This is a genomic window from Flavicella sp. IMCC45537 (assembly GCF_057197705.1).
In genome coordinates this window covers 611,074-626,522 of record NZ_CM170067.1, presented here as the reverse complement: position 1 = coordinate 626,522, position 15,449 = coordinate 611,074, and the positions used below count along the sequence as shown (strand labels likewise).

15 protein-coding genes are annotated in these 15,449 nt (G+C 33.4%); 3 read left to right on the top strand and 12 right to left on the bottom strand.

From position 1 onward, the window contains the following. Positions 1-30 precede the first annotated feature (30 nt). The 6 genes from AC2DGP_RS02885 to ytxJ all read right to left on the bottom strand — a co-directional run bounded on the left by AC2DGP_RS02885 (position 31) and on the right by ytxJ (position 4,309). Positions 31-348 (bottom strand): EF-hand domain-containing protein, encoded by a 318-nt coding sequence (locus AC2DGP_RS02885; protein ID WP_484491527.1) that lies wholly within the window; start codon positions 346-348, stop codon positions 31-33. A gap of 4 nt (positions 349-352) precedes the next feature. Next, positions 353-1,771, bottom strand: a complete 1,419-nt coding sequence (locus AC2DGP_RS02880) for a CotH kinase family protein (RefSeq protein WP_484491526.1) — start codon at positions 1,769-1,771, stop codon at positions 353-355. Between the two features lie 6 nt (positions 1,772-1,777). Then, on the bottom strand, positions 1,778-2,476 hold the full coding sequence (locus AC2DGP_RS02875) for a DUF2490 domain-containing protein (RefSeq protein WP_484491525.1): 699 nt from the start codon (positions 2,474-2,476) through the stop codon (positions 1,778-1,780). A 4-nt stretch (positions 2,477-2,480) separates the two neighbouring features. Next, positions 2,481-3,086: a DUF4956 domain-containing protein gene (locus AC2DGP_RS02870; protein WP_484491524.1), complete on the bottom strand. Its 606-nt coding sequence runs from the start codon at positions 3,084-3,086 to the stop codon at positions 2,481-2,483. Between the two features lie 213 nt (positions 3,087-3,299). After that, positions 3,300-3,737, bottom strand: coding sequence for a cold-shock protein (locus tag AC2DGP_RS02865; RefSeq protein ID WP_484491523.1), 438 nt, complete (start codon positions 3,735-3,737; stop codon positions 3,300-3,302). Positions 3,738-3,931: 194 nt separating this feature from the next. Beyond that, on the bottom strand, positions 3,932-4,309 hold the full coding sequence (ytxJ, locus tag AC2DGP_RS02860; RefSeq protein WP_484491522.1) for a bacillithiol system redox-active protein YtxJ: 378 nt from the start codon (positions 4,307-4,309) through the stop codon (positions 3,932-3,934). Positions 4,310-4,523: 214 nt separating this feature from the next. On the opposite strand from ytxJ, the gene clpB reads away from it, so the two are divergent. Then, positions 4,524-7,109 (top strand): ATP-dependent chaperone ClpB, encoded by a 2,586-nt coding sequence (clpB, locus tag AC2DGP_RS02855; protein WP_484491521.1) that lies wholly within the window; start codon positions 4,524-4,526, stop codon positions 7,107-7,109. A gap of 137 nt (positions 7,110-7,246) precedes the next feature. Then, on the top strand, positions 7,247-7,744 hold the full coding sequence (locus tag AC2DGP_RS02850) for a DUF1761 domain-containing protein (protein WP_484491520.1): 498 nt from the start codon (positions 7,247-7,249) through the stop codon (positions 7,742-7,744). Between the two features lie 40 nt (positions 7,745-7,784). Here the strand turns inward: AC2DGP_RS02850 and AC2DGP_RS02845 are convergent, their stop codons facing one another. The 5 genes from AC2DGP_RS02845 to AC2DGP_RS02825 form a co-directional block, all read right to left on the bottom strand. Further along, a complete protein-coding gene (locus tag AC2DGP_RS02845) occupies positions 7,785-8,588 on the bottom strand; it encodes a prolipoprotein diacylglyceryl transferase (RefSeq protein ID WP_484491519.1) in 804 nt (267 codons plus the stop codon). Continuing rightward, positions 8,585-8,842 carry a membrane protein insertion efficiency factor YidD gene (gene yidD, locus AC2DGP_RS02840; RefSeq protein WP_484491518.1) on the bottom strand — a complete coding sequence of 86 codons (258 nt, stop codon included), beginning with the start codon at positions 8,840-8,842 and terminating at the stop codon, positions 8,585-8,587. The genes AC2DGP_RS02845 and yidD overlap by 4 nt, the downstream gene beginning before the upstream one ends. 2 nt (positions 8,843-8,844) lie before the next feature. Further along, positions 8,845-10,323 (bottom strand): cysteine--tRNA ligase, encoded by a 1,479-nt coding sequence (gene cysS, locus AC2DGP_RS02835; protein ID WP_484491517.1) that lies wholly within the window; start codon positions 10,321-10,323, stop codon positions 8,845-8,847. Positions 10,324-10,473: 150 nt separating this feature from the next. Continuing rightward, a complete protein-coding gene (locus tag AC2DGP_RS02830; protein ID WP_484491516.1) occupies positions 10,474-10,953 on the bottom strand; it encodes an Lrp/AsnC family transcriptional regulator in 480 nt (159 codons plus the stop codon). An 89-nt stretch (positions 10,954-11,042) separates the two neighbouring features. Then, entirely contained in the window at positions 11,043-12,122 is a 1,080-nt protein-coding gene (locus AC2DGP_RS02825) for a M14 family zinc carboxypeptidase (RefSeq protein ID WP_484491515.1), read from the bottom strand. A 297-nt stretch (positions 12,123-12,419) separates the two neighbouring features. On the opposite strand from AC2DGP_RS02825, the gene AC2DGP_RS02820 reads away from it, so the two are divergent. Continuing rightward, positions 12,420-12,872: a helix-turn-helix transcriptional regulator gene (locus tag AC2DGP_RS02820; RefSeq protein ID WP_484491514.1), complete on the top strand. Its 453-nt coding sequence runs from the start codon at positions 12,420-12,422 to the stop codon at positions 12,870-12,872. Positions 12,873-12,942: 70 nt separating this feature from the next. Here the strand turns inward: AC2DGP_RS02820 and AC2DGP_RS02815 are convergent, their stop codons facing one another. Beyond that, positions 12,943-15,405 carry a M1 family aminopeptidase gene (locus AC2DGP_RS02815; protein ID WP_484491513.1) on the bottom strand — a complete coding sequence of 821 codons (2,463 nt, stop codon included), beginning with the start codon at positions 15,403-15,405 and terminating at the stop codon, positions 12,943-12,945. Between the last annotated feature and the right edge of the window lie 44 nt (positions 15,406-15,449).

Sequence of the window (15,449 nt, the reverse complement as noted above, 5' to 3'; positions counted from 1 at the left end):
AAATTGTAAATAACCGGCAAATGAATACACTTAAAACTCAGGCCTGTTTTGCTCCATCCTATTCCTATTATTATTAGGCTTAGGCGCTTTTTCTATCTCTTCTTTTGACAAGAACCCATCTTCATCTAAATCAATTTTATCAAAATCATTTGCTAAAGGTCCTTTGACTTCTTTCTCTGAAAGCTTCCCATCTTTATTTGAATCCATTTTTTCAAACAACTGCTCAACAGTTGGCCTTTTATGTGCTCTTTGACCCTCCCGACTTTGAGTGGGTTTATTGGATTTACAACCTGCAAAAACCATAAGTGCAATTACCAGCCCTACTAATACTATAATTTCTCTTTTCATATGATTAATCATTTAAATAATTATCTACAACTGTATTTCTTGCTTCACAATGCGCTTTTATAGTTGCTACACCTGATGTAAAGCCAGAAGCTCCTCCTGATAAATTCGTATATCCCGAAGATTCTGATGTGGCGCTAGTATAAATCAAACTAGATAAGTTCGTATAAATCGCATCCATAGCAGCAGGAACATAATAATTATTATTAAAATCCTCCAAATACGTCTTATAATCCTCTTCGTATTCAGGAATAGCTATTAAATAAGATATCAATGGCCAATCCGAACTCACCTCACTCATATCTATTGAAACTGCACCTGCTGGTCCACCTCCACTATTGAATGCCTCATTATTATCCCAAACAATCCATTTGATCAGATCATCTGCTGGATCATGATACAAATAATAATTATGGGTCATATTAGCATAAGTATCCCAATTCTGAATAGTATTATTAACTGCTAAATATTTTAAAAACCCTTGAACATCAAAAACAGCTTCTAATCCATCTTTCCAACTTTCAACATCTGTCGTTCTAGTTGTAGTATGTAGTGCATCATACATTGCCTGAATATCAGACCAATCCGCTTCATCCTCATTGGTTTTCTTTTCAAAATCATCTAAGGTAAAACCACTAGAAGAAAACTTTGCCCCATCACCATCTGGTTTGTAGCAATTTCCAGTTTCGCTACCAAATACAGAATTCAACATGGTATCAAAAACAACCTCATCCATTGTATAAAGTCCATAATAAATAGGCGAACCATTTCCTTCATCTACATAAATTTCATAATATGCTGTTTTTACAGCTGGCACTCCAAAGTCTCTAAATAAATCGCAAGCTGTTTTTTCTCGCATAAAGGAGTCATCTTTAAAGTTACTATTCATCGAAAGGTGTTGAAATCCATAAAAACGTTGGTTTTTTATTTCAGAATAATCATCTTCAAACTCATCAAATTTAAAACGTAACGGAAACTTACCATTTCCACTTCTATATGCTGAATACAAACTAGAGTTTCCTTTATAACGAACCCCAACTTCATACCACTGCGTATTATTAAAATAAAAATCACATGCTACATACATTGGTGTTTCATCTGAGAAATTCCCACCACCTCCACCAGGACCACCTCCTGTTGATCCAACAATAGAAGCCAAATTAGACTGCATACTTGCGTGTTCTGCTGCTGATAAAACTATATCTATCCTATTTACCTTGTCTTGTGGAAACACCATTTCATAATTTATCGCTCCATCCTTGGTATGCGTCTCTGTAGTCCAATCATCCAAGCCCTCTCCAGGTTCTTTATCATTTTCAACTTCAGTTTCCAATTCATCAGCTTCCACATAAATGGTTTCCTTGCATGCTACAAAGGTTACCAATACAAATGCAACAAGTACATATTTAAGTTTATTAATTTTCATATTATTTTATTTTAATGAGTAAGTATATTTAAATCCTAAAATGTTTCGAGATTTCGGGTAAGTGGTGTTAAGCTCTTCTTCAAACCTATAAAACACACCTACAGCACCCGCTTTATGAACTTTAAAAGAAGTTCCAAATGTAATACGAAACCCTTCCAATTCATTATTCTGATTCCCTAAACCATGAAAAAGTTCTCCGGAAAGTTCAGGGTCCAGTTTCCATTTTCTTATATTATAATCCAAACCTGCTTTGAAACGAAAGTATTGTCGTGACTCATCATCAACCCCTATTTCATTTTTATTCTGATACCTTAGTCTGTATTTGAATTTAAACCGATCTGCTTTGTGTTTAAAAATTCCATCGAGGTGATACCTAAAATGATTCTCATACCCCTGAACATTTCCAGTATTATCATTCTTTCTTACATAACGTAAAGCTCCTGCAAAAGAGAAATGTTTAAATGGAGCATATGTTAGATCATACTGTCCAAAATATTGACTTACTTCAGAACTATTATTTTCTAATCTTAACTGCCCTTGAAAAGACATTTTCCAAGTTTTATTAACCTTGTATTTTAAATTGATACTAGACCAGGTTTCCAAGTCTCTTACCTCTACATATTCCCCTTGTGCCTCTGATTCAAAAGCTAACATTCCAAGGACAACTACGACGCATAACTTTATGGTTTTACAATATAATTTCATTTTTTTAAGAATTTCCATTTTCATAATAAACTGTTATTTTAACCCTCTTTTTAGGAAAGTTTATTTCTCCTATTGAAACTTTATCAATAGTCAATCCTGTTTTCATTTCCAGGTCATTTTTTAAAATTTGGTAGTTACAAGGCTTAACGTTTTCAAGAACATCATATATAATATCTTTGGATACTTGATGTTTCAAAGTCCAAAACCACTCTGTAAGTGACAATACTATAATAACTAATGTATTAGCCCCAAGAATTTCAGCATAACTCATCTTTCTATTTGCCAATGAATTTATTACAGATACCCCTATGATAATAAAGAGATAAGTCATCTCCTTTATTTGAATTGAATTGGTACGATATCTAATAATCCCAAATATGGCAAAAAGTCCAAGCGCCATCCCCAAATCCAATTCGTATTTTTTTAAAGTGAAACATAAAAAAAATACGATTACACTAATCATATAATAAGTAAAGAAATATTCTTTGTTCTTTGAACCTCGGTAATACAAAAACCTAATGATAATTGTAAGAAAACTAATATTAATACAAAACCTAAAAAGCATTTTGTAAAAATCATCATCAAAAACAGGTATTTGGTAAATTTCCATCTTAATAGGGTTTTTGAGCTTTTATCAACTCATGTTCTTATTATTGAAACAAACTCAATCTTAAAAACCCTAATAAATATTTTACATTTTAGTAACCTTTTACAAACACCACCCTCTTTAACAACTAAAAAACAAAGACTTACATTCAGTTAAGAGCAAAAAAAAATCCGGATACAAATTGTATCCGGATTTTTATTTATAAATTCTAAAAGATTAAATTTTCTTAACCTTTACTGCATTCATTCCCTTCATTCCTCTTTCAAGTTCAAACTGGACTTTGTCATTTTCTTTTATCTCTTGTAACAATCCATTAACGTGTACAAAATATTTTTCACCATTATCAGCATCATTGATAAATCCAAAACCTTTTGAGTCATTAAAGAAAGCAACTCTACCCTTATGAACAGGATCAATATCTTCTTCAACTTTTTTAGGGATTCCAATTTCAATGCTTTCCGCATCAATAATCACTTTTTCTGCTGGATCCGGTGGAGTTTCTGTAAGGTTCCCAAATTGATCAACATACATCATCATATCACCACCTGTAGCATTGGCCTTACGCTCCTCCTTTTTCTTCATTTTCAATTCACGTTTTTTCAAACGTTTCTTTTCTTTTTCTTTTTTGTTGAAGCTTTGTTCTGATTTAGCCATGTAATATAATTCCGTTTCTGTTAATTAATTTCAATACTCAAATTATAAAATTTCATCGAGAATTGAAAGATTTTGTTTAAAATTTTTCTTGTAGCAAAGATAGTCTTAAATATTTTTATACCAACCCTAACATTTCGATAAATTTATCGAGTTAACCGTTTTTTAAAACCAACTCCTAAATTACCTAAATAAAATTACTCTAAAAACTCCTTCAGATCAAGTTCCAAAATGTCATAATGAGACCCATGGGCAACCAACTCCTCCCCCTTAACAACAACAGCTTGAGGCGATTGATGAATTACCTGAAATTTTTCTGCAATTGCGCTAGAAATGTTTCTAAAATTTAATAAATCTAAATAATAGAAGTCCACCTGATCGTTAAGATCTACATGTTGTTTCTCAAAACGTTTGATCACAGAACTACTGATACCACAGCGTGTACTATGCTTAAACAAAACAGAAGTTTTACTCAAGCCCTCCAATTGCTCCTCTTTTGTTAATTGTATCCAGTTAATACCTGGTGTTTCTTTTTTTTCCGATTTTGAACCAAAAACTCCGCTTAATATTCCCATCTTTATTTGTTTTGTCTAATTGACGACAAAAATAAGCTATCCTTTCAAAACTAACTATTTTTTAAAACCTGAAATATTGTCGTTAAAAATCAATCTAAAAAGACAATTTGTCTCTAATTACAAGACCTTACAAGACATTTTGACCTCTTTTACTCCCATCAATAAAAAGGAATGCTATTTGACAATGTTAGATTGAATTTAAAAATTACGAGTTATGAATTTTAATAATTACACCATAAAATCACAAGAAGTTGTACAAAAAGCACAAGAGATTACTCAAGGCTTAGGACAACAACAAATTGAAGTGGCTCACGTTTTTAAGGCTATTTTAAATGTTGACAAAAATGTTACTCCTTTCATATTAAAAAAATTAGAAATTAATATTCCTGTTTTTACAGAGGTATTAGACAGAACCATTGACAGCTTGCCAAAAGTTTCTGGAGGCAACCTAAGTCTTTCTGCTACAGCAAATAGAATGTTCATTGACGCAAATAACATTGCAAAAAAAATGAATGATGAGTATGTCTCTATTGAACATCTATTAATTGCAATCTTTAAAAGCAAAGACACGGTTTCACAACAAATAAAAGATCAAGGAGTTACAGAAAAAGGATTAAAAGCCGCTATTGATGAAATTCGACAAGGAGAGAATGTTAAATCTCAAAGCGCGGAAGACACATATAACAGTTTAAGCAAGTATGCAAAAAACTTAAATCAGCTTGCCAATGACGGAAAATTAGACCCTGTAATTGGAAGAGATGAAGAAATCCGTAGAATTTTACAAATTTTATCTCGTAGAACAAAAAACAACCCAATGTTAGTTGGAGAACCAGGTGTTGGTAAAACTGCCATCGCAGAGGGATTAGCGCATAGAATTATCAAAGGAGATGTTCCAGAAAACCTAAAGGATAAACAAATTTTTTCTTTAGATATGGGAGCATTGATTGCCGGAGCTAAATTCAAAGGAGAATTTGAAGAGCGCTTAAAATCTGTAGTTAAAGAAGTGATCAATTCGGATGGATCTATAGTACTCTTTATTGATGAAATACATACTCTTGTGGGCGCTGGAGGTGGTGACGGTGCTATGGATGCCGCCAACATTCTTAAACCAGCCTTAGCCAGAGGTGAATTGCGAGCTATTGGAGCCACTACTCTAGATGAATACCAAAAATACTTTGAAAAAGACAAAGCATTAGAAAGACGTTTCCAAAAAGTAATTGTGGATGAACCGGATACTGAAAGTGCTATTTCAATTTTACGAGGTATTAAAGACAAATACGAAGTACATCACAAAGTTAGAATAAAAGACGAAGCGGTGATTGCCGCTGTTGAACTTTCACAGCGCTATATTACTAACCGTTTCTTGCCAGATAAAGCAATTGACTTAATGGATGAATCTGCTTCTAAAATGCGCATGGAAATCAACTCTAAACCAGAAGAGCTTGATGTTCTTGATCGTAAAATCATGCAGATAGAAATTGAGTTAGAGGCAATCAAAAGAGAAAACGACAAAACGAAACTTTCCCAGCTTAAAAAAGAACTCGCCAACACAAAAGAACAAAGAGATTCCATATATAGTAAATGGAAAAGCGAGAAAGATTTAGTAGATAAAGTTCAAAAGATCAAAGAAGCGATTGAAAGTCACAAATTAGAAGCTGATAAAGCAGAACGAGATGGTGATTATGGATTGGTAGCAGAATTGCGTTATGGCAAAATAAAAGACGCCCAAGAAGCGCTTGATAAATTACAGGTTGAAGTCAACAATCAAGAGAACGCATTAATAAAAGAAGAGGTTACTTCTGATGATATTGCTGAAGTTGTTGCTAAATGGACTGGGATACCTGTTCAAAAAATGCTACAAAGCGAAAGAGAAAAACTATTAAACTTAGAAGATGAACTTCACAAAAGAGTTGTTGGTCAAGAAGAAGCTATTGAAGCGGTATCTGATGCTGTAAGGAGGTCTAGAGCTGGATTACAAGATGATAAAAAGCCATTAGGTTCCTTTTTGTTTCTAGGAACAACGGGTGTTGGGAAAACAGAACTAGCAAAAGCCTTAGCTTCCTATTTGTTTGATGATGAAAATGCCATGACCAGAATAGATATGAGTGAGTACCAAGAACGTCATTCTGTAAGCAGATTGGTTGGAGCTCCTCCTGGATACGTTGGTTATGATGAAGGAGGTCAACTCACGGAAGCTGTTAGAAGAAAACCGTATTCAGTAATTTTACTAGATGAAATTGAAAAAGCACACCCTGATACTTTCAATATCTTGCTTCAAGTACTTGATGAAGGGCGTTTAACAGATAATAAAGGTCGTATTGCGGACTTCAAAAATTCTATCATTATTATGACATCTAATATTGGAGCGGAAAGTATCCAGGAACATTTTGAAAAAGCTTCAGCAGATAATAGAGCTAGTATAGCCGAAAAAGCGAAAATTGATGTCATGGCGGTATTGAAAAAATCAGTAAGACCTGAATTTTTAAATAGAATTGATGAAGTAATCATGTTCACCCCTTTAAACAAGGAGGAAATAAAGAATATTGTGAACATTCATATTAGTAAATTAGCAAAAATGCTCGCAGAAAAACAAATTGTTTTAGATGCTACAAAAGAAGCTATTGAAGAACTTACAGACAAAGGATTCGATCCTCAATTTGGGGCAAGACCCGTAAAACGTGTGATACAAAAAGAGGTGTTAAATTCACTTTCTAAAGAAATTTTAGCTGGTAAAGTTACAGCTGAACAAAAAATTTTATTAGACGCTTTTGACGGAAAATTTGTTTTTAGAAATTCATAATTACTAAAAAAATTGATTTTCAAAGTGCATTCATTCACCGAATGCACTTTTTTTATTCTCCATTTTCGCCTAAGCCTACCAACTATATTATATTAAGATTATTCTTATATTTACTTACTAACCTAAAAAAAAAGAATATGAAATTTAACTTTGTTGTTATTGCTATTGCTGCAATTGTTCCTTTATTTATGGGATTTATTTGGTACAACCCAAAAGTTTTTGGAAGCTCCTGGATGAAAGAGTGCAATTTCACATTAGAAACCCTTGAAAAACCAAACCCGATCGTTTTTCTATACTGCTATATTTTAAGCTACCTTATGGCTTTTATCTTAGGAACCTTCGTAATTCATCAATTTGGATTCTTTTCTGTACTTATGAGTGACGCAAGCCTAATGGTGGAGGGATCAGAGCTCAATCTTTATGCTGCCGACTTTATGGAGAAATATGGAAATAACTACAGAACCTTTAAACACGGTGCTTTACACGGAACCATGATCGGAATGCTATTAGTACTTCCAATTTTTGGAACCAATGCTATTTTCGAAAAAAGAAGTTTTAAATATGTAATGATCAATGCCGGATATTGGATTGTTTCATTAGCATTAATGGGGGGCATACTTTGCCAATTCACTTAAGAACAATAAAAAAGCCCTTAAGTAATTAAGGGCTTTTTTATTATTTTTTTCTGAACATATAATACAATCCTACTATTATTAATGGAATACTTAGCCATTGCCCCGTATTCAAATCCCAATCCCCTCTATTCTCTATTTGAGCTTCTTTTAAGAATTCTATAATAAAACGTACGGACCATAAGGTTGCAAAAAAGAAACCAAATAAATATCCATATTGTTCTTTTTTATCCGTTTTCCAATATAAATACCACAGACATCCAAAAATAGCCAAATAACTAAACGCCTCATACAACTGAGTAGGATGTCTTGGAAAATCTTCTCCTAATTTTTTGAATATAATCCCAAAATCAGAACCCGTCGGTTTACCAATAATCTCAGAATTCATTAAATTACCAATCCTAATAAAAAAACCTGCGAGCGCCACAACAATACCTACCCTATCCAACACAAACAACAGCGGCTTTTTTAAAATATTTTTACTGTAAAAATAAAGTGCAGTTATTATCCCAACGGCAGCACCATGACTCGCCAACCCTGCAAACCCAGTAAAACGGAAAGGATTGAATTTTACAGGCAATAAAATTTCCCCCAAATGATTCTTAAAATATGCCCAGTCATAAAAGAAAACATGCCCTAACCTTGCCCCTAGAATCGTTGCAATAATTGTATACATAAACAATTTATCAAGCTTTTCAAGCTCTATACCATCTTTGATATAGATTCTTTTCATCAGGGCTAAACCTACACCGAATGCAAGTACAAACATTAAACTATAATAGCGTATCGTAAAAAAGCCTAATTCTATGCCCAGTGAAGGATCCCAAGTTATTGCGTTAAAATTCATTTTTCTTTATTGTTGTTTCTAGATTCTTTATCCGGAACCGGATCATATCCGCTACTTCCCCAAGGGTGGCAACTCCCTATTCTTTTTAAAGCCAGTAAACCTCCCTTTAACACACCATGCCTTTCTATCGCCTCTATACTATACTGAGAACACGTTGGAGCATACCTACATGTTGCAGGTAAATACGGTGAAATCATAGCCTGATAAATCCTTACCAACGCTATAAAAGGAAATCTTATTATTTTCTGGATCAAGCTCAATTTACAGTAAAGCTAGTTCCTTCTTTACCATCTTTTAATTGGATACCTAAAGCCAATAACTCATCTCTAATTTGATCTGACAATGCCCAATTTTTATTATCCCTTGCTTCTTTTCTAAGTTTGATCAACAACTCAACAGTACCGCTTAGTTTCTCTGAGTTATCCTCAGAAGCCTCATCAACCAACCCTAGAACATCAAACACAAATGATTTCAATACAGATGATAATGTGTTTAAATCCTCTTGAGTTATCGTTTCCTTTCCATCATTAATTAAATGAATAAACTTTACAGCTTCAAACAAACTAGCAATCAGAATCGGACTATTAAAATCATCATTCATAGCATCATAACATGCCTGAACCCATTTTTCAATACCAACACTAGAGGCTTTACTTGTTTTCAAACTTTCCAAAAGTCCTAAACCTTGAAACAATTTATTATACCCTTTTTCCGATGCCTCAAGCGCCGCACTAGAAAAATCTAAATTACTTCTATAATGAGCTTGTAACATAAAAAACCTTGTAACACTAGGACTAAAAGGTTTGTCTAATACGTTGTTATCGCCTGAAAATATTTCTCCTGGTAAAATGTTATTCCCTGTAGATTTCGCCATTTTCTGTCCGTTCAACGTCAGCATATTTGCATGCATCCAATAATTTACTGGATCTGTTCCATTAGAACAATTAGCTTGTGCTATTTCACACTCATGATGTGGAAATTTTAAATCCATTCCACCTCCATGAATATCAAATTTCTCTCCCAAATACTTTGTACTCATTGCTGTACACTCCAAGTGCCAACCAGGAAAACCATCACTCCATGGCGAAGGCCATCTCATAATATGCTCAGGGCTTGCTTTTTTCCATAAAGCAAAATCTTGCGGATTTTTCTTTTCAGATTGGCCGTCAAGTGCCCTTGTATTATGTATAGAATCTTCAATGTTTCTCCCTGATAAAACACCATACTTACCAGATTCATTGTATTTTAAAACATCAAAGTAAACTGATCCGTTTACTACATAAGCCATCCCCTTTTCAATGATGTCTTTTATGATTTCCACTTGCTCTACAATATGCCCTGTTGCAGTTGGTTCTATACTTGGAGGTAAATTATTGAATTTTTGCAATATTTCATGAAAGTCAACGGTATATCGCTGCACAACCTCCATTGGCTCTATTTGCTCAATCCTAGCTTTTTTTGCAATCCTATCCTCTCCTACATCAGCATCATTTTCTAAATGTCCAGCATCTGTAATATTCCTTACATACCTTACTTTATAGCCTAAATGCTTTAAATACCTAAAGACCAAATCAAAAGACATAAAAGTTCTAACATTACCAAGATGCACATTGCTATAAACGGTAGGTCCACAAACATACATTCCCACAGAACCTTCATTTATTGGTGTAAAAACTTCCTTTTCTTTGCTTAAAGAATTATATAATTTAAGCGCATTCTTTTTATATAAACTCATCTTATTTAATCGATATTGACAGTGTGTAAAGATATAAACTATTCATACATTAGAAAAAATATGTAGCATAGTTTCTAGTTTGATTTTTACAATAAAAAAAACGATAAACATAGATTGTTTATCGTTTTAAATTTTCAAGCAAACCTCTTTTTAGTAATCTCTAAAAATTGCATGCATCATTCTTTTCTTATCATTGATACTTTCCTCTAAAGAAATCATAGTTTCTGTTCTATTAACTCCAGGGATATCATCAATTTGGAATATAATATTTTTAGCATCTTCAGTATCCTTAGCTCTTATTTTACAAAAAATATTAAACTTTCCAGCAGTTACATAAGCAACGGTCACGTTTGAAATTTTTCTTAAATCCTCAATCACATCTTTTGTCATCGATGTTCTTTCTAAGTAAATTCCAATGTGCGCAATAAACGCATATCCCATTTTTTCGTAATTCAATGTCAGCGTAGAACCTTTAATAATCCCCTCTTCTTCCATTTTTTTTACACGAACATGAATAGTTCCGGCTGAAACCAATAACTTTTTAGCAATATCAGTAAAAGGGGTTCTTGCATTTTCAATCAACATATCCAAGATCTGGTGATCTACTTCATCTAAATTATATTTTTTCATGAGTTTAATTTTGGTAATAAATCGCTATTCTGCAAAAATAATAAAATATTTCTATCAAAAAGACATTTCCTTTACGAAATCTCTAATTTTCAATCCAAATTCATTTCTTTTTTCTTTAAATCATATTCTTTATGACCTACAAAATCTTTTAAAACACCTCTCTGAGCTTCTTCTTTCACAAAAACCAACTCATCCGCTACAACTTTATAATCATACTGATAAGCAACATCCTCTATTTCTCCGTTCGAATTTTTTACATTCCTATAAATGATATCATAACATTTTTTATCGTTATTTGGAATATCAAAATAAGGCTCATAGTTTGAATAATCACTTTCTTTTGCTACAAAATGAATCCCTTGTAACATCGCAAAGAAATTAAACTTACGCACCTCTTCTCTGTCATAATCATCGTAATAATGTCCTGCTTCAATTAAAATAGTGTTATGCCCTAATTTTTGAAAATTATCACCTGTCGCAGTAGGATAAAACTCATCTGTATATCTACCTATATGATTAGGAATTATTTTAGACAACAAAGCATTCATCGACACAATTACGCTCATTGTTTCCTTTCTACCCTCGGTAAGCGTACGTTCTAAATCCTCTGAAGGAGCTAGAAAGGAAATTGTAGCAGGATTTTCTGTTCCTTCCACATTAAATATGGTTCTTTGATCATGAAGATTAAAACAAAACTGGGGATTAAAAGCATCCAAAACACCTCTTAGTAAATTACTTTCTTTTGCTACCCTATTTACCGCATCCCTATTTAAATCGATATCATTAGCATTTACCCTTGTAAATTTTTTAGATCCATCAGGATTCAGCATAGGAATAAAAACCAAAGTACAGTTATTTAAAATATCATCTCTAAATTCTTCTAACTCATTTGGAGCAATTAAAAACTTAAACAAATCAAATACAGCTTTTGTCCCAGTACTTTCATTTCCGTGCATTTGAGACCAAATAAGAATTCTTTTTTCTCCAGAACCTATTTTTAATTTATAAATAGAAGTCCCTTCCTCTGATGTTCCTATAATTTCTTTATCGAATTGCGACGATTTCAAACCCTCTATTAACGGGTGAATATCTTCAAACAATATTCGCTTTCCTTTTAGCTCTTTTTCAAAATTGGAAGCGTACCAATTTTCAAGCTTATTCGTATCCATAATTTTCATGTTACAAATGTAAATAATCCCCTGTTTACATTTGTAACAATGTGTTTTTTTGTTTTTGTTTACTTTTGTGTACACTACACGCTTGAAAAAATCTTTCTTTCCATTACCTATTTCATTTCATCACCCCGAACACAGCATTCTTCTTTCTCAGATAACTTAAAAACATTTAAACCAACAACTTACATTACTTACCTAAAGCTATTGTTTATGTTTTAAAAAAGTAACAACCCTACAGGTAGACTATTTAAATCTATTTAATTACATTTGTAAACACCAAAAACGACTACAATGTTAAACACCTCGAACTTCTCTAACAGACTTAAAAAAGTAATGGAATACTACAATATTTCTGCCTCTAACTTCGCAGAAACTATAGAAGTCCCACGCTCAAGTATCTCTCATATCCTCTCTGGAAGAAACAAACCAAGCCTAGAGTTTGTACTAAAAACAATCGAAACATATCAAGAAGTCGACATGTATTGGTTACTAAAAGGGATTGGTCAATTCCCCAAATCAACAGCACCCTCCTCTCCTTTGAAGAACCAAATTCAAAAATCCACACCCAAACAACAAGAAATCTTCAACGAACCAAAAGAACTACCACAACACACACAAACAAGTCCTGAATCAAAACCTACACCTACTACACAAACCCTCCTATCTCAAAACGAAGAAGTAGAAAAAATTATGATCTTCTACAAAGACGGAACTTTTAAAGAGTACACAAAAAGACAATCCTAAAAAAACCGGAAAAAAAAATAAAAGCAGTAAACTTACGTTTACTGCTTTTATTTCAAAATTTTTATACACACTAAATCCTTATCAACTCCTCTAGCGCTTCATTCACAATTCCAATAATCTCTTTTTTATTAGCATTATTCAACTTATCCTGCTCACTCACCATCTTGCGCAACAGCTTTACACCCTGTTTATCAAAATCATATTTTTTATATTGACGCCCTTTAGCAACAATATCTCCCGTTATATTCTTAAACGCTTTTATATTGTTAGATTTCGCAACCCAATCAAAACCTGACTTAAACAACTTCTTTGTCTCCTCGCTATTTCCGAGATACATGCCTTGTATAATATAATGAGAAACAAACTCCAACTCCTTATCATCTTTCTCCTCTATATAAATCTTTGCCAAAGGATAAGCAATCGTTTTTTTTACGCTATTTGGTAATGTTTTAGCGCGCGCAATTGCAGCTTCCTTATCTAAATAATACAAAGCTTCCAAAGCCGCTCCTTTAACCTTATTTGATGGCGCATTGAAACTTTTCTCAAAAAACTGCTGGTAATCAAAATACACCAAACGCCCCATTACCTTTATTGCCGCTGCCTTTACATGATTATTTTTCGCCGTTTTTGCAATATTTTCAATCTTCTTTATCACTTTTGTTTTAGCATACTTTCCACTAAGATCAATATTCTCTAAAGCCAACACTTGTACTTGATAATTCTCGTCATCAAAGGCATCTACCACCATTCCGAATATCTTTTTATCCATCTGATGCCTCACCAACTCCGACAAAGCTTTTTTTCTATCCTCAAAATGAGAAGCATGTGTTAAAATAAATTTATGCTCCGCTAAAGTTTTATTCTCTACAAACTCTGCCAACAACACATGATTCGCATCCACATGTATCCAATCTGGATATTTCTCATAAGAAAAAGTCACCGATTTCTCAACATTATCGACAAACAACTCAATTTGTCGCTTTTTACCATTTTCATATACATCAATCAATATCGGAAAATAAAACTCTTTCCCCAATTGCCTCAAAGTAACAGTAACCGTTTTTTCCAAAACATTATAATCATGCGACACCCTAATCTCAGGATGACCAGATCCATAAAACCATTGATCAAAAAACCAATTCAAATCCTTCCCCGAAACCTTTTCAAAAGCCATTCTCAACTGAGGAACTTCTGTTGACCCGTATTGATTTTCAACTAAATACAAATGAAGCCCTTTAAAAAAAGCTTCTTCCCCTATATCATTCTTGAGCATATGCAGCACAGCACCTCCTTTATTATAGCTCACAAGATCAAAAACATCTTCTCTATTCTCATAATCAAACCTCACTAAATCTCTATGCTGCACACCCCCATTCTTGTAGGCATCCACAGCCTTAACCCTGTGCTCTTCAGCTCGGTCATAACCATATTCATGCTCTAACCACAAGTACTCACTATAATTAGCAAATGATTCATTCAAACTTATATTAGCCCAGTTTTCCGTTGTTACCAAATCACCAAACCAATGATGAAATAACTCATGTGCAATAATAGGCTCCCAAGAATTACCATCGATCAAATCTCCCTCTGTTTGATATGCCATATCTGCATGTGAAACAGCAGTTGTATTCTCCATTGCTCCACTTACAAAATCTCTAACAACCACTTGACTATACTTATCCCAAACATAATCAACACCAGTAATTTCAGAAAAGAAATCCATCATTTTAGGCGTTTTACCAAAAATACGCCTCGCCAAATGTTCCTGTTCTTTTTCTACATAATAGCTAACCTCTTTTCCTCTCCACTCATCCTTAACAATCGAAAACTCACCTATCCCCATAAAAAACAAATAAGGAGCATGCTTTTGTTTCATCACCCAATAATCCGTTCGCTCCTTATTCTCATGCGTTACCTGCTTCTCTAACACTCCGTTAGACAAGGTTACATAAGAATCTGGAACCCTGATTGAAATCTCTTGAGTTGTTTTCTGATTTGGACTATCTATCGTAGGAAACCAACAACTACTTGCCTCCGTTTCACCTTGAGTCCAAATTTGAGTTGGCTTATCCTCATCCAAGCCTTTTGCATTCACAAAATACAATCCTTTAGCACTTGTTATTGCTCTACTACCTTCTTGCCTTACTTTTGAAGGATCCGCAACGTATTCAATATACAACTCTAAAGTATCTAACCTTGTATACAACCTACCAAGATCAATAAACAACTTAGAACCATTATTTGAATAACTCAACTCATTTCCTTCTGATACGATTTTTGCAATTTGCATGCCTTTTGCATCCAGCGTCAATTTATCTGCCTCATAAAAATGAGGCCTTAATGAAACCCACTCTTTTCCAAATAACAATTCTTTTGGGATATCAAAACCAACCTCTAATTTTGTATGAATCAGTTCAAATTCTTTTTCATACAAACTAGCATTTAAATAACTTGTTTTTTTTGAATTTCCTTGACCAAACACTAGTGCTGGTATAGCCACCAACAAAATTATTAAGACTTTCATTACTTTCATATAGACAAAGGTGTTTACTGCAAAAATAACCAACCTAGTCATTT

Bases quoted from the DNA above. Each gene is read 5' to 3' on its own strand.
- AC2DGP_RS02885 (WP_484491527.1), bottom strand. From the start codon at position 348: ATGAAAAGAGAAATTATAGTATTAGTAGGGCTGGTAATTGCACTTATG.
- AC2DGP_RS02880 (WP_484491526.1), bottom strand. From the start codon at position 1,771: ATGAAAATTAATAAACTTAAATATGTACTTGTTGCATTTGTATTGGTA.
- AC2DGP_RS02875 (WP_484491525.1), bottom strand. From the start codon at position 2,476: ATGAAATTATATTGTAAAACCATAAAGTTATGCGTCGTAGTTGTCCTT.
- AC2DGP_RS02870 (WP_484491524.1), bottom strand. From the start codon at position 3,086: ATGGAAATTTACCAAATACCTGTTTTTGATGATGATTTTTACAAAATG.
- AC2DGP_RS02865 (WP_484491523.1), bottom strand. From the start codon at position 3,737: ATGGCTAAATCAGAACAAAGCTTCAACAAAAAAGAAAAAGAAAAGAAA.
- ytxJ (WP_484491522.1), bottom strand. From the start codon at position 4,309: ATGGGAATATTAAGCGGAGTTTTTGGTTCAAAATCGGAAAAAAAAGAA.
- clpB (WP_484491521.1), top strand. From the start codon at position 4,524: ATGAATTTTAATAATTACACCATAAAATCACAAGAAGTTGTACAAAAA.
- AC2DGP_RS02850 (WP_484491520.1), top strand. From the start codon at position 7,247: ATGAAATTTAACTTTGTTGTTATTGCTATTGCTGCAATTGTTCCTTTA.
- AC2DGP_RS02845 (WP_484491519.1), bottom strand. From the start codon at position 8,588: ATGAATTTTAACGCAATAACTTGGGATCCTTCACTGGGCATAGAATTA.
- cysS (WP_484491517.1), bottom strand. From the start codon at position 10,323: ATGAGTTTATATAAAAAGAATGCGCTTAAATTATATAATTCTTTAAGC.
- AC2DGP_RS02830 (WP_484491516.1), bottom strand. From the start codon at position 10,953: ATGAAAAAATATAATTTAGATGAAGTAGATCACCAGATCTTGGATATG.
- AC2DGP_RS02825 (WP_484491515.1), bottom strand. From the start codon at position 12,122: ATGGATACGAATAAGCTTGAAAATTGGTACGCTTCCAATTTTGAAAAA.
- AC2DGP_RS02820 (WP_484491514.1), top strand. From the start codon at position 12,420: ATGTTAAACACCTCGAACTTCTCTAACAGACTTAAAAAAGTAATGGAA.
- AC2DGP_RS02815 (WP_484491513.1), bottom strand. From the start codon at position 15,405: ATGAAAGTAATGAAAGTCTTAATAATTTTGTTGGTGGCTATACCAGCA.